Origin of the sequence: Pseudomonas sp. SWI36, assembly GCF_002948105.1 — a bacterium.
GTDB lineage: Bacteria > Pseudomonadota > Gammaproteobacteria > Pseudomonadales > Pseudomonadaceae > Aquipseudomonas > Aquipseudomonas alloputida.
On the sequence record NZ_CP026675.1, the window covers coordinates 5,751,659 to 5,766,231 of the forward strand.

Annotated in this window: 11 protein-coding genes; 5 read left to right on the forward strand and 6 right to left on the reverse strand. The window is 61.7% G+C overall.

Annotated features, from left to right (window positions below; all coding sequences use genetic code 11):
- Positions 1-14 precede the first annotated feature (14 nt).
- Together C4Q27_RS27380 and C4Q27_RS27385 are read left to right on the forward strand one after the other, a co-directional pair.
- Complete coding sequence (locus C4Q27_RS27380) at positions 15-2,669, forward strand: T6SS effector BTH_I2691 family protein (protein ID WP_104887692.1); 2,655 nt, start codon at positions 15-17, stop codon at positions 2,667-2,669.
- Positions 2,670-3,806: a DUF6708 domain-containing protein gene (locus C4Q27_RS27385; RefSeq protein ID WP_104887693.1), complete on the forward strand. Its 1,137-nt coding sequence runs from the start codon at positions 2,670-2,672 to the stop codon at positions 3,804-3,806.
- Positions 3,807-3,808: 2 nt separating this feature from the next.
- Here C4Q27_RS27385 and C4Q27_RS27390 read toward each other — a convergent pair whose 3' ends face one another.
- The 6 genes from C4Q27_RS27390 to C4Q27_RS27415 form a co-directional block, all read right to left on the reverse strand.
- Positions 3,809-5,089, reverse strand: coding sequence for an OprD family porin (locus C4Q27_RS27390; protein WP_104887694.1), 1,281 nt, complete (start codon positions 5,087-5,089; stop codon positions 3,809-3,811).
- A gap of 49 nt (positions 5,090-5,138) precedes the next feature.
- Positions 5,139-6,455, reverse strand: coding sequence for an MFS transporter (locus tag C4Q27_RS27395; RefSeq protein WP_076403116.1), 1,317 nt, complete (start codon positions 6,453-6,455; stop codon positions 5,139-5,141).
- A 68-nt stretch (positions 6,456-6,523) separates the two neighbouring features.
- The gene (locus tag C4Q27_RS27400) at positions 6,524-7,048 is read right to left on the reverse strand and encodes a gamma carbonic anhydrase family protein (RefSeq protein ID WP_014861744.1); all 525 of its coding nucleotides are present in this window, start codon (positions 7,046-7,048) and stop codon (positions 6,524-6,526) included.
- Between the two features lie 12 nt (positions 7,049-7,060).
- Positions 7,061-8,251: a CaiB/BaiF CoA-transferase family protein gene (locus C4Q27_RS27405; protein ID WP_064493219.1), complete on the reverse strand. Its 1,191-nt coding sequence runs from the start codon at positions 8,249-8,251 to the stop codon at positions 7,061-7,063.
- 24 nt (positions 8,252-8,275) lie between these two features.
- Positions 8,276-9,205, reverse strand: coding sequence for a hydroxymethylglutaryl-CoA lyase (locus C4Q27_RS27410; protein WP_047605215.1), 930 nt, complete (start codon positions 9,203-9,205; stop codon positions 8,276-8,278).
- Between the two features lie 98 nt (positions 9,206-9,303).
- On the reverse strand, positions 9,304-10,215 hold the full coding sequence (locus C4Q27_RS27415; protein WP_064493220.1) for a LysR family transcriptional regulator: 912 nt from the start codon (positions 10,213-10,215) through the stop codon (positions 9,304-9,306).
- A 268-nt stretch (positions 10,216-10,483) separates the two neighbouring features.
- On the opposite strand from C4Q27_RS27415, the gene C4Q27_RS27420 reads away from it, so the two are divergent.
- From C4Q27_RS27420 to C4Q27_RS27430, 3 genes are read left to right on the forward strand one after another with little or no spacing between them, the layout of a single operon-like run.
- Entirely contained in the window at positions 10,484-11,812 is a 1,329-nt protein-coding gene (locus C4Q27_RS27420) for a hypothetical protein (protein ID WP_064493221.1), read from the forward strand.
- 32 nt (positions 11,813-11,844) lie between these two features.
- Positions 11,845-14,076: an Ig-like domain-containing protein gene (locus tag C4Q27_RS27425; protein WP_104887695.1), complete on the forward strand. Its 2,232-nt coding sequence runs from the start codon at positions 11,845-11,847 to the stop codon at positions 14,074-14,076.
- 15 nt (positions 14,077-14,091) lie between these two features.
- Positions 14,092-14,565 carry a curlin gene (locus C4Q27_RS27430; RefSeq protein ID WP_104887696.1) on the forward strand — a complete coding sequence of 158 codons (474 nt, stop codon included), beginning with the start codon at positions 14,092-14,094 and terminating at the stop codon, positions 14,563-14,565.
- Positions 14,566-14,573 lie beyond the last annotated feature (8 nt).

The following is a 14,573-nucleotide window of genomic DNA, read 5'->3' on the forward strand; positions in this document are numbered from 1 at the left end:
GGCACAACACAACCATGGACTCACTCAACGAAACCCTCGAACTGTGCAGGCGCATCACCTCCGGCTACCGCCCGGCCCTGCGCAACAGCCCCGTCGCCGACTGCACCCGCCGCTTCGAACTGCTGCCCCTGCGCTACGCCGCCGTCGGCGGCAACCCGGCACAACGTGCCCGCCTGCCCAAATTGCCGGGCTATCTCAGCCCGTTCCAGGATGTCGGCGAGCTGACCCATTCCAGCTACGCCATCCGCCCTTTGCGCGAGGGCTTTCTCTACCTGCTGATCAAGCGCCATAGCGCTCCGGCCTACGAATGGCACAGCCAGTACCGCGTGGCGCCCAATGGTTCGCTGCTGTATATCAGCAGCGACGCCCCCTGGGAGCCTGCCCCCAGCGCCGGCAATCTGGATGAGATCCTTCGCGGTTTCGGCTGGACCATCACCCTCTACGACCTGGATGACATCCAGGAGCTGCGCCCATTGTTCAGCCCTTCCCCGCTAACCCCGCGCATGCTCGACAACTACCGCTTGCTCGACGACGAATACCGCAGCAGCCTGCCCACAATCGATATCGCCCGCTTCATCCAGCCTTCCGACGCCCCACCGCAGCCCCACGTCCTCAAGCATGACCAACTGAACTGGGTGGCCGACTTCAAGGCCCAGGACGATGCAGACCTGCAGGCACTGCTGGACCTGCAGCCGTTCAACAACGACCAGATCGTCTCGCCACACGCATCACGCCAAGCGCTGGCACCGCTGGTGAACCACAGCAAACCCCGTGGCGCCGCCATCGTCATCGAAGACGCCATCGGGATCACCCAGGAGCTCAACGCCTGGCGCAACGCCGCTGTCGAGGATGTGAAGACCCAGTGGCTGGCGCGCACCGTGGAACCCGGGGTCGACAACGAACGCAAGCTGCTGGTCGCGCAGTCGTTCCTGGAAATCGAAAAACTCTACCCGCAGATGGTGGCCGAGCAGATCGTCAAGCGCGAAGTCATGGCCGAAAAAGTCCGCAACCAGCCCCACCTGCATCCCGAGATCTACTTGTTCTCCGAACGTGCCAGGCAACAGGCCGATGCACATGATGAACGCATGAAGCCCCACCTGGCACAGTTCGAGCGCGACGTCCGCAGCAAAGTCCAGGCCCGCCAGGATGCCGGCGAGTTCCGCAAGCGGTTCGACCAGAAATACGGCCACCTGGTCGACCGCCAGGCCATGCACGATCAGCTCGACGGTTTCGAGCAGGCCATGCAACACGCCCAGCAAGCCGCCGAAGACCGCGCCAAGGACCATGCCCGCTGGGTGGTCAGCGAACGCTTGTTGCAGGCACTGGACCGCTACGACAACGCCGACCTCATCAACGGCCTGGCCTTTGCCGAACAGACCGGCCAGTGCGTGATCGGCATGGAGCTGAGTGAATGGGGCACGAAAGTGCTGGACCACTGGTGGCGCAGCGACGTAGCAGACCGGGGCAACCTGGCAATACGCGGCATCACCTACAATCAGGAGGACCTGCGGGAAGAACTGGCGGCGCTGCTGGAAGCCGCCAAGGCCGAACCGTCGTCAGCGTCATCCTTCGCCCTGCCGGAAGCGCTTGCCAGGCAAGCCCATGCCGCTGCCAATGCCTTTGGGCGCATCAACACCCTGTACGAACAGATGCAGGCACAGAGCAGCACGGCCAGCATCGGCCTGTATGCCTGGTACGTCGCGCTGGGGCGGCAAGTGCTGCGCACCGCGACCCCCAACAGCATGGACCGCGCACTGCACCAGGGTTTGCGGCTGACCTTGTTCGCTTCGGTGCATGAAACGGCTGTCGATATTCGCCTGAGTGAAGCTGCACGTAGCGGGCAGCCCATCAACCCACAACGCAGTACAGGCCAGGTATCAAGGTACCTCGACCAGGCCTGGGCTGAAGGGTTGATGCAGGCCCGGAACAGTGACTTCTACAAAGTGCGTGTTTCCGGGCTGGTGTGCCTGCTGGAGGGGATGCTGATGGCCTTCAAAGCGCGCGAATTGCCTGACAGTGATGCGCGGGTGAAGACCGAACTCCTGGCGGCCGCGATGACCACGGCTGCGGCGGGCTTCGAAGTTGGAGCCAGTTATGTGGACCAGGTGGTCGCGCGGTACGGCGCGAACAGTGTGACCGGACGAGGAGCAGCGGCCGCTTTAGGGCGTTTGAAAGTTTGGGGAGCCAGTCTAGCTGGGACAGGTGGTTTCATACTGGCATGGTGGGATTTTATGGATGGCGTGCAGCATTACTCTCAAGATAGTGCACTGACAAAGTCTCGTTTATTGAGCGGCGCATATTTCACACGCGCAATGGCGACGTCAGCCTTGTCTTTAGCCGAGTTAGGTACTGCCATCGCAATAGCCCGCCCGCTTTTCGAGTATTTGGCACAAAACGGTAGACACCGACTTTTAAGGGCGCTAAGTCAGTCACTGAGCGTGCTCTCCAGTACATTAGGTACAGCAACTGCTCGCCTTATGTTAGCACGACTGGTCCTCGGCGCTTTCTGGCTAGGTCTAGCACTAACGGTAATCATTATCATATTTGAAGATGATGCCTTGGAAAAATGGTGCAAACGTAGCACTTATCGCATTGATAAAAAGTCAAGCACATTCACCGAAGAAGAAGAACTGGCAAATCTCCACTCGGCCTTCAGTGAGGTACTGTAAATGTATCTAATAGAATGGGGGTTTTGGAAACTATCGACTCAAGAAAATGCGAATACAAAGCCAGCAGACAAGCCGACAACTGTAGATCTATATGAAAGCGAACTAAACGAGGATATCCACTTCAACTCAGTCAGCAGCACCCCACGCACACGCGGCCCTATATTCACCTTCAATGATACCTATATGGAAATGAGGTGCGGCGGCTCGGAAGAAAAGCGTGGAATTATTACATTAATGACCTTGGGCGGCTTGGGCCCGATGACTTATGCATGGCTATATATAACGCTTGGCTCAATTTACAGCACTATTACTCAGCCTGAATTTATTTCCCCCACCTCGATCCTGTTTAGCATATACATGCTATCCATCGGTGGCATGACCTACTATTTATATGCCAAATATGGATTTCAGTTGACAAGACTGGAAATACTAACCAGTCGCCACCTACTTGTCCGCTTCAACCGGAACACCCAGCAAGTTCATCTGCATAGACCGCACTATTGCGGTGGAATCGTCACCTTCCCCTGGAAAACAACCGGGAGCACTGGCTTATATCCAGAAGATGACCCACTCAGCATGGGCATGCGACTCGGCCTGGTCTGGCACCCCAGCCGCACCGGCCTGCCCCACATGGAAATGGCCCTGCTCGGCAAACAAGGCCAAGGCGGCAGCGAACTGCGTGATGAGTGGGAATTCATCCGCCGTTACATGGAAGAAGGCCCACACGCCGTCCCCCGCCCTCGCCTGAGTACCCAGCTACCCTCACCCATCCAGGCATTCAGCGCCCAGTTCGAAGGGCTTGGGCGTTTCTTCCGCAAGAGCAGCTGGCTGTTCAAAGTTGTCCTGCTGTTTGTCTGGCCCGCTTTCGTCATCATCGGCACCGCCCACTGGCTCAGCCTGCTGCTGTGCTGGCGACCGCGCTGGCCGAAGGTCATCCGCGAGGCCGGCATGCCCGGCAAGCCCGTCCCACCCGTGACAACCCTGAGCGACTACCCACCCGCAATCCAGGCACGCCTGCTCGCCAACGCCGACCGCTGGCAGCTCAAGCCCGGCAAGCGGCCGACGAAAAAACCACGCAAACCGCGCAGATCCAAAGCGCAAGCGAAACCGGCTGCGCCCAACGAAGATTGTGTCTGAATTCAGAATTCGAACGTGTACCCGACGATCACCCGGTTCTCATCCGCTGCATCGGCAAAATTCGAGCGCATGGTCGCATTGCGCCAACGCAGCGACACATTCCTGAGCGCCCCCGACTGCACCACATAGGTGATATCCGTAGTCCGCTCCCATTCCCGCCCCTCTCCGTCGCCAGCGGCCAATGCCCTGCCCTTGACGCTGGCAATGCGTTGCGGGTCCACCTGATCGCCCTTTACATAACGCACGTTGAACGTCAGCCCGGGGATGCCCACGGCAGCAAAGTTGAAGTCGTAACGCAGCATCCACGCCCGTTCGTTCGCCAAGGCAAAAGTGCTGACCTGCTGTTCGCTGAACAGGTAGGTATCGGTGCCCCCCACGTAGGCATATGCCGTATCCCCACGCACTTTCTGATAGCCGCCACTGAACGTGTGGCCCTGAACGCTGTACCCGAAGTTGGTACTGAGGGTCTGATTGTCGACCCCGCCCAGCAACGCCCGGCCCTGCTCCCTTGCATTGAACCAGCGCCACTCGGTGAACACATCCCCCGGCCCTAGGCGGGTCTTGAACTTGAACCCGGCAAAATCACGCCGGAACAGGTCTTCGAGCGCACTGGTGTGAAGGCTGAGGGTCAGTTTGTTCAACGGCTGGTAATCGACGCCGGCGTAGCGCAGACGATCACTGGTGACCGCCGCCGAATAGGCCCCTTGCTGCGCCATGGCGGTCAGGTCCTCATAGTCGGTGGAGTCACGCAATTTGGTGGCATCCACCTGCAGCAGGGTGAACGTAAACCGGTCCAAGTCTTTGCTCACCAGTTGCACACCGTTGAACCACTGGGGGAACAAGCGGCTGCTGTTGGACGCCAGCAATGGCAGTTGCGGGCTCAGGCCCCCCGCCTTCAATTCGCTCTGCGCCAGCCTGGCCTTGAAGGTAGCCACGGCCTTGGCGTAGTCATCCGCGGCGCGTTTGTCGCTGCCTCGCGGCAACAGGCCGGAACCGCTACGGTCAGGCGAGGAGTCCAGCTTGAGCCCCAGCATGCCGGCTGCGTCCAGGCCAAAGCCAACCACGCCGTCGGTATAGCCAGACTGCAAGCGCAGCATGAAGCCCTGGGCCCATTCACCGCGCCGCGATTGCGTGGCGCTGTCACCGTGGAAGTCGCGGTCAAAATAGAAATTGCGCAGTTCCAGGCTGCCACTGCCGTCATGGATGAAGGCAGCCTGGGCGGTTTGACAGGCGCAGTAAAGCACCGAGAGCACCAGCGATGCTCGCCGAAAGATCACGATCATTGGTATGCCTTGCTCTTGTTCTTGTTGTTGTTCGAAGACTCAGCGCCAATCAGCTTTTAGGGTTGCGCACGTAACGCATCACCACCAGGCATGCGACCAGGATCAGCGGCGCGATTGACAGCATGCCCATGTAGGTACTGTCGGTAAGGTCATTGATCTTGCCCACCATCACTGGTGCAACGATGCCGCTCAGCTGTCCCACCGAGTTGATCGCGGCGGTGCCGGTGGCAATTGCCAGCCCCGAGAACGTCGACTGTGGAATGGTCCAGAATATCGGGATAGCGATAAAGGTGCCCGCAGTGGCCAGCACCAGCGCGGTCATCATCGCGAAGGGAGAGTCGGAGAACAGGCACGCCAGCAGGTAACCGACGGCGGCCGCCAGCAGGCAGTACACCAGATAGCGCTTGCGCTCGCCGGTGCGGTCGGAGTGGCGAGTCAGCAACACCATGCCGATGCACGCTACCGCATAAGGCAATGCCGACAGTACGCCAACCCACAGCATGTCTTGCACCCCCGAGGACTTGATCAGGTGCGGCATCCAGAAATTCAGCCCGTAGGACGCGGTTTTGACCACGTAGTAGATGAACGCCATGATCGCCACTTCACGGGTCAGCAACACCCGCCAGATCGAGCCGAGTATCGGTTTTGCAGCGCGTTTGTCCTGGGCAAGGTTCTCCGCCAGCAGGTCCTTCTCCTCGCGGCTCAACCATTTCGCCGCCTCGATATCGCGGTCCAGCTTCCACAGCACCAGCAGGCCCAGCAGCACACACGGCAGCCCGGACATCAGGAACAACCAGTGCCAGCCAGCGAGGCCCAACACGCCGTCCATTGTCCCCAGCAAAAAGCCCGCAGCCGGGCCACCCACCGCCCCGGCCAGCGGCACCGCCAGGAACCACAGCCCATTCATCTTCGCCAGGTGCTTGCGCGGAAACCAGCATGCCAGGTAGAACAGGATCGCCGGGCCGAAACCGGCCTCCATGACGCCGATCAGAAAGCGCAGGAAGTACAGCGTGTACTGGGTATAGGCAAATACCAGCGCAGCCGTCGCCAGGCCCCAGGACACCATGATCCGGCAGATCCAGGCCGGAGCCCCGTAGCGTTTCAGGCCGAGACTGCTGGGCACTTCGAATAGCACGTAGCCGACGAAGAACATACTCGCGGCCAGGCCGTAGGCAGCATCGCTGAGGCCCAGTTCCTGCTGCATTTGTGTCTTCGCAAAACTGATGTTGATGCGGTCGAAGTAGGAGAACAGGAAGCAGATGATAGCCAGCGGCATGATGCGCCAGGCCACACGGCGGTATAGCAGCAGCTCATTGATGTGACTGTCGTTGCGCTCACGCGCCAGTTCGCCGGTCAAAGCAACCATGGTGAATCTCCATTCTTGTAATTATTGGAGAGCAGCGACGCCTCGAAGGGCGCCACCAGCAGGTTTTTTTAGCGAATACGGATCAGCTTTTCCTTGAAGCTCTGGCCTTTTGCGACGTACTCGGTCGCATTGCGCTGCATACTGGCGATGGCATCGGCAGTGAGCTCGCGCACTACCTTGGCAGGTGCGCCCAGGATCAACGAGTTGTCGGGAAACACCTTGCCTTCGGTGACGATGGCGCCTGCACCCACCAGGCAGTTGTTGCCGATGACCGCGCCATTGAGCACCACCGCCTGAATGCCGATCAGCGCGCCATCGCCGATGGTGCAGCCGTGCAGCATGGCCTGGTGGCCGATGGTGACACCTTGCCCCACTGTCAACGCAAAGCCGGGGTCGGCATGCAAGACAGCACCCTCCTGCACATTGCTGTGCTGGCCGATACGGATCGCTTCGTTGTCGCCCCGTAGCACGGCCTGCGGCCATACACTGACGCCTTGTTCCAGGGTAACGTCGCCGATGACGCTGGCATCCTCGGCGATGAACGTTTCCGGGTGCAGGTTGGGTGCAAGGTTGTCATATTGGTAGATCGCCATCTCAAGGCCTCCTCAAGCCGCGTCGTCTGTTTTCAGCACGCCCGCCGCACACAGCTGGGCAATGTGCGCGTCGCTGTAACCCAGTTCACGCATCACTTGGCGGGTGTGCTCACCAATCCGCGCGATCGCCCGCCGTGGCTGCAGGCGCTGGCCGTCCAGTGACAGCGGCAATAACGGCATCGGTGTGTGGCTGCCGTCTTCCAGTTGCAGCTCGGCCATGCCACCGCTCTGTAGCAGGTGGGGGTCCTCGAAAAGCTCTTCAGGGCGGCGGATCGGCGCGAAAGGAATGCCGTTGGCTTCCAGCTGCAACGCCAACTGCGCGGCGTCCAGCGGCGCAAACACCTCGGCCAGGTGCGCCAGCAGCCGTGGCCGCTGCAACACGCGGTCGTTATTGCTACCAAGGGTCGGGTCATCAAGCAAAGCGGTCTGCCCCAGTACCCGGCATAACGCGTGCCACTGGCCTTCCCCTGTGGCGGCGACAAACATCTGCTCGCCACCGGCAAAAGTGAACACGTCATAGATGGCCCAGGCACTGATGCGGTTCGGCATCGGCGCTGCGGCTTCACCGGTGACCACGTACTGCTGCATATGCTGGGCAGCCAGTAGCACGCAATTCTCGTACAGGGCACTTTGCACCTCACGGCCCCTGCCGGTGCTGTGGCGCTCGTTGAGTGCGGCCAGCACGCCAATGGCGCCGAACATGCCACCCATGATGTCGTTCACCGAGCTGCCTGCGCGCAGCGGGCGCCCTACCGGCCCTGTCATGTAGGCCAGACCGGCCATCATCTGCACCACTTCATCCAGCGCCAGGCGGTTATCGTATGGCCCGCTGAGAAACCCCTTGTGCGAGGCATAGATCAGCCCTGGATTGCGCTGGCACAGTGCGTCGTAGCTCAGACCCAGCTTCTGCATACGCCCGGGCTTGAAGTTCTCGATGAAGACATCGGCGGTGTCGATCAATTGCAGCACGGCCTCACGGCCCTCGGGCGTTTCAACATCGACAGCAATGCATTGTTTGTTGCGGTTGAAGGTGCGGAAAAAGCCCGCCCCTGCGCCCAGCAAACGGCGTGTGCCGTCGCCGCGTACCGGCTCGATCTTGATGACTTCGGCGCCAAGGTCGCCAAGGATCATGCCGCACGTCGGGCCCATGACCATATGCGAAATCTCAACGACACGGATGCCGTCCAAGGGAAGTCTGGACATTGTGATGCTCCTCTTACGGGCAATTCAGGCGTGGCGGTGTGTGTTGGCGAAGTTGAGCGGCAATCCGGCCCGGGCGATGAAGCCGTAAAGTGGCTCGCCCGGTAGCGCTTCGCTTAGTACCTGCCGGGTTTCGATTAGCGCAGGCAAGTCGATGCCGGTGTCGTAGCCCATGCTTTGCAGCATGAACACCAGGTCCTCGGTCACGGTATTACCAGACGCGCCAGGGGCGAACGGGCACCCTCCCAGGCCCGCCAGGGAGGCATCCAGTTCCCCAATGCCCTGCTGCACCGCCACCAGGCTGTTGGCCAAGGCCAGGCCCCGGGTGTCATGGAAGTGCGCGGCCTTGAGACGGTCGCCTGCAATCTCCCGTACGGCCTGAAGCACCGTTGCTACCTGGCCCGGATTGGCATAGCCAGTGGTGTCTCCCAGGGAGACCAGGTCGCAACCGGCTTCGATCACCTGGCGGGTCAACGCACACAGGTCAGCCAGCGGCACCTCGCCCTGGCGGGTGCAGCCAAAGGCCACTGACATGCCGGCCACGACTTGCACCCCATGCAGGCCCATTTCAGTACGCAGCTGGCACATGCGCCCCAGTTCCTCGACCATCTCCACTGGCGTGCGGCGCACGTTGGCCAGGCTGTGCGCCGTGCTCACCGATACCGGGGCGACGATGCGGTGTGCACCCGATTCAAGTGCGTCCCTTGCGCCACGAAGGTTTGGAGCCAGCACGGTTACTTGCAGGTCCGGGTACGTGAGGGCGTGGGCAACCACTTCGCGGGCATCGGCCATCTGCGGCAGCAAGCGTGCCGACACGAACGACGCGACTTCCATATGACGCACGCCGGCGCCGTAAGCGGCGTCGATCCAGCGGCGTTTGGCTGCTGTCGGCATGATCACTTGCAGGCTCTGCAAGCCATCGCGCAGGCCGACTTCATTGATTGTTATTGTTGTCATCGCGGTCTCTCTGTCTGAAGCGTTGCGCCAGACTAAGAGCTGGATGACGGGCAGAAAAGACGTGTTTCGCGGGCTGATCCATCGTCAGCCACGATGGATCAGCCCGCGACCTGCCAGGCCGGTGCACGCAGCAACAGGTGGTCAAGCAGGCGCCGAGCCGACAGCGAGAGCGTGTGCCGGTCGCGCATGCAGATGACGAATTCGCCAAGCGCCCAGTCGTCAGTCAGCGCAATGACCCGCAGGTCGAACAACGCCGCATAGCGGGATACGGCCTCTTGCGGGAACACCGCCAGGCCAAGGCCGAACTGCACCAGACGGTATGCCGCGTCGAACGACGACACGTACGAACGAAAACGCAGCGCCTTGCCTGACTGTTCAGCGCTTTTACGCATGAAAGCGTTCAATGTGGCAAAGGCCGATAGCCCCAGGTGGTCGTAACCCAGGGTTTCCTCGAAGGCAATCTGGCTGCGGCCGGCCAACGGGTGGTCAGCAGCAACGACCACGGCCAGGTGATCCTGCCGATACGGTACGAAATCCAGGTCACCCACCGCCATGGATTTGCGGCAGATACCGAGGTCTGCAGTGCCCTCGGCCACACCACGAACGACATCGGCGCTGAAGCGCTCTTCGATATCGGCCTGGATGAGTGGGTATTCCAGCATGAACGCTGACAGTTCTTCGGGCAGAAACTCCATGATCGACGATACATTGGCCAGCACCCGCACATGACCACGCGCGCCGTGGGCGTATTCGCTCAGCTCGCTGTCCAGGCGTTCCATGGCGCGGGTCATTTCCCTGGCATGGCGCAGCAGTGCAAGCCCCGCCGGGGTGGGCTCCACGCCGCGCTTGCTACGTTTGAGCAAGGCGGTGCCAAAGCGCGCCTCAATGTCTGAAATACGTTTGCTGACAGCGGACGGCGCCATGAACGCGCGCTCGCCTGCGCGGGCGATGGTGCCTTCTTCGCAGACGACGATGAACAGGTTCAGGGAAAGGTGGTCGAGGGGTTGCATCGCTTGGCTCGGCTTGGGGAAGGGACCGCCGTAGCACTGTAGCAAAAACCGCATTGGCTTCTAAAACCGGGTTTGAATTACCGGCCCCCAATCCCCAACCTTGGGGGAACGCTGCCCACCGCCAGCGGCTGGCATAAAGCCCTACTGAGAATCTGTAGCCCCTGCACCACAAGGCCTGCAAAGCATTTTTCAGGTGTTGGCACAGCTCTTGCCGATCTCCTCCCAGACGCCCCAAGTCCATGGGCCCGTTTGCAGGAGGAATTGACTCATGCACCGACCGATACCCCACCCGCTGGCAGTGGCGATTTTCGCCGGCATTCTCCAGCTTCCCGCGCAGGCCGCCTTGAACGCTGTCGATCCAGGCGCTTACGTCCCAGCCAACGGCGGCTTCCCCGCCTGGTACCAGGACAGCCACGGTCGTACCCTCGACCTGTGCCTGACCAAGGCCGTCAGCTCCCGGGTCGCAGGCGCACCTGGCGCACCCTCATACATGTGCACGCTACTGCCCACACCTGGTGTGTTCGACGATACCCAACCCATCGTCTTCCCCACCAACTTCCCTGACGAAGCGTTCTGGTTCACTGCCGACGCTGCCATCGTCGACGCTGCGCGTGGCATCGACCTCAGCTATGGCACGGCGATCGAAGCGGCATTCGCCGCCGAGGAACCTGTCGAGGGTGACCAGGTCAGCTTCGCCCGGGTCCGTATTCGGGTCGACGTTCCCACCGCGGGCACCTACGTGGTCACCCACCCCTATGGTGTTGAAGTGTTCGATGTGCCCGTTGCAGGGCGCCGGGCGATCAACATGACCCGCGACATCGGCATCGCCGGCGCAGGCGACTTCACCGGCGCACTCAAGGGCGATGTCGGGCCGTTCCTGCGCAGTGTCAACGGCCCCTACACCGAAGGCAACGAGCGCTTCATCGGTGACCCGAACCTGGAAGAACGGGTAACAGGCAGCCCATTCAACACCAACTACGTACGCATCGAAGGCCCTGGTGGCATCGACCTGCGCACCGAGCTGTTCGCTGTCTCGGGCAAACTTTCCGAAGTGGCCTTGCCAACCCCGCTGATGCCACAACGCAGCACTTACTCACGCCATACCGAGAACGGCGACCTGATCGCCCAGCAAGACATCTTCGTGTTGGCCCCGCCGCCACCGGCAAGCGTCACCCTGACCAGCCAGACCCCCAACCTGAGCCTCACCGAGGCCAACGGCACCGGCGCCTGGTACGCCCAGTCAGCCCTCAACCCGGCGGCCGGAACCATCGTCACACTGTCCGCTGACAACAGCGTGGCAATCCCGACCAGCAGCCTGACCACCAGCAACGTTCCCCTGACCGACCTGGTCACCATCACGCAGGCCCAGTACCGCCTGTCCACTGGCGAGCTGACCCTGGTGGCCAGCACCAGTGACGAAACAACACCTCCAGTACTTACCGCACATACCGGCAACGGCACGCTGATCGGCAACCTGGGCGGTACCGGCGCCGTGAAGACGTTGAGCATGACCCTCTCGCCCATTCCGCCGGCCAAGGTGCAGGTCACCAGCGCCAACGGTGGTAGCGACTCCGAAGACGTGGTGCTGGTGCCATGAACAGACAAAGGCTCAGCCTTCAAGGAGGCAGCATGAACACTTGGTCGCGCCGTGCGCTGTTGGCCGCCGGTTTCTCTCTTACCGTTACCAGCGCCGCGTTCGCCGCGCTGTCTGATGTCGATCCGGGGCCCTACACCTTCGCCACAGGTGGCTATCCGATGTGGTACAAGGACAGCCTCGACCAATCCCTGGAGCTGTGCCAGTCGCGTGCCACCAGCACCCGTGCGCCAGGCGCACCCGGGGCGCCCGCCTACATGTGCACCTTGTTGCCCGAGCCCGGGGTCTATGACGATGCCCTGCCGCTGGTATTTCCAGATAACTGGCCACCCGAGATGTTCTGGTTCCTGGCCGAAACCTCGATACCACAAGTGGGTAACAGCGGATATGAACTGGAGGTCTACGTTGCCGGTATAGAGGCAGCCTTCGCTGCTGAAAACCCGGTAGACGGTGATCAGCAAAGTTTCGCCCGCATCCGTATCCGCGCATCGGTCCCACGCACCGGTACCTACACCATCACGCACCCTTACGGGGTGGAGACGGTCAACGTCACCACGGCAGGTCGTCGCGCGATCAACATCACCCGGGACATCGGTATCGGCGCTCCGGGCAACTTCCAGGGGGCGCTGGCGGGGGCGATCGGCCCTTGGCTGAAGGGGGTTGGCGGGCCATATACAGAGGTCAACCCTGACACGGGCACCACTGAAACCTTCATCGGCGACCCCAATATCACCGAAGCGGTCACGGGTAGCCCCTTCAATACCAACTTCGTGCGCATCGAAGGGCCCGCGGGCGCCATTCAGACCAACACTTTCACCGTGTCTGGCAAGGTGCTGGACCAGCGAGCACAAACCCCGGTCACCCTGGAGCGCGCCACCTATTCGCGCAACGGCAGCGGCACCCGCGTGGAAGTGTTCGCCAAGGCCCCGAGTGAGGCCAGCCTGTGCATGCGCAATGGCCTGGCACTGATCGGCACGCCGCCTTCGCCTTGTCAGTTCACCCTGACTTCGGACAACAACGGGTTGTTCTTCAGCCAGCAGTTCAACCAGTCGGTGCCGCCAGCGGTGGTGGTTGTCACCGCCAGCAACGCAGTCGGCGGCACCCAGCCGACTGCGCTCTCGAGCAAGCTCAGCGACGTGGTCAAAGTCAGCACCGCACGCTATGACTGGGCCAACAAACGTCTGTTGATCGAGGCCAGCTCCAGCGACGAAGTAACGGTCCCCGACCTGCTCGCCCAAGGCTACGGCCGCATGTCGAAATCGGGCACGCTGCAAAGCATCACGGTCAACGATTTGGCTCAACCGCCCGCCACCGTTACGGTCAAGTCTGCCCATGGCGGTAGTGATGTGGAGCCGGTGATCGTGGTCGGCAGCGCCCCGGTCGAGGCCGCCAACCAGCCACCGCTGGCCCAGGCCGATGTCGGCAGCACCAGTGTCGGTGTACCGATCACACTCAACCTGCTGCTGAACGACAGCGACCCGGATGGCGACGTGCCGCTGACCATCAGCGACCTGACCCAACCCGGGACCGGCCTTGGCGGCGTCGTGCTGAACGGCACCACCTCGGTTACCTACACACCGCCGACCGGGGCCACACAACCGCTGGTAGCCAACTTCAGCTACCGGGCGGTGGATGCCAAGGGCCTGAAGTCGGAACCGGCCACGGTCACCATCAACGTCGCACCTAACCAGGCACCGACTGCCAACCCGGAAACCGTTGCCACCTTGGGCGTGCCATTGACCATCAACGTGCTGGCCAACGACACCGATCCAGAAGGCAACGTACCGCTGAGTGTGGCCAACATCACCCAGCCGGCCGCCGGCCGTGGCACGGTCAGCACCGACGGCACAACCGTGACCTATACCCCACCGGCCACTGTAACCACAGCCTTCACCACCACCTTCACCTACCAGGCACGTGACTCGCTGGGGGGGCTGTCCACCCCAAGTACGGTCACCGTCAACGTGTCGCCTCGGCCTGCCGCAGAAACCTTCGCCGTCACGACAGCCACGGTCACGGCGCGCTCCAACAACCGTTACAACTGGGACATCAGTGGCACCTCGTCGGTGACCACCGGCAATACCGTAACCGTGCGGGTAACCACTACCACGGGCGTCCAGACCTTGGGGACGGCCACGGTAGCGCTGACCGGCCGCTGGCGCCTGGTGGTAAGCAATAGCACCACGATCATCCCGACTGCGGCACCGACGGCGACGATCACCACCAGCCAAGGCACCACGCGCACTGTCAACGTAGTCGTGCAGTAAAAGCCGGAGGCTTCGATGAAACGGCTGTACTCCCCGTTGCTCTGCCTGGCCCTGGCGGGCCAGGCCTGCTGGGCAGAGGACCTGATGGACAATGCCGACCTTGCACCCGGCAACGACCTCGGTGAACCAGTGATCATCCGCCTGCTGCCGGCCGGTGCCGGCCAGGCTGCGGTGATCGAGCAGCAAGGGTCAGGCAACCGCGCCGCCCTCGACCAGAACGGTCAGGCCCTGCTGGGCCGTATCGTCCAGTCCGGCGGTGCCCAGGAAGCGTACATCTTGCAGGAAGGCAGTGACCTGATGGCCATCATCAGCCAACAGGGAAATGGCAACAGCGCGTCGATTCGCCAGAGCGGCAGCAGCAACAACGCCGCCATCGAGCAGATCGGCAACGACAACAGCGCCAGCATCGTGCAGTCCGGCTCAGGGCTCAACAGCTCCGTGACCCAGGCTGGCAATGGCCAGCATGTTCAGATCACCCAATACCGATAGACCTGGAG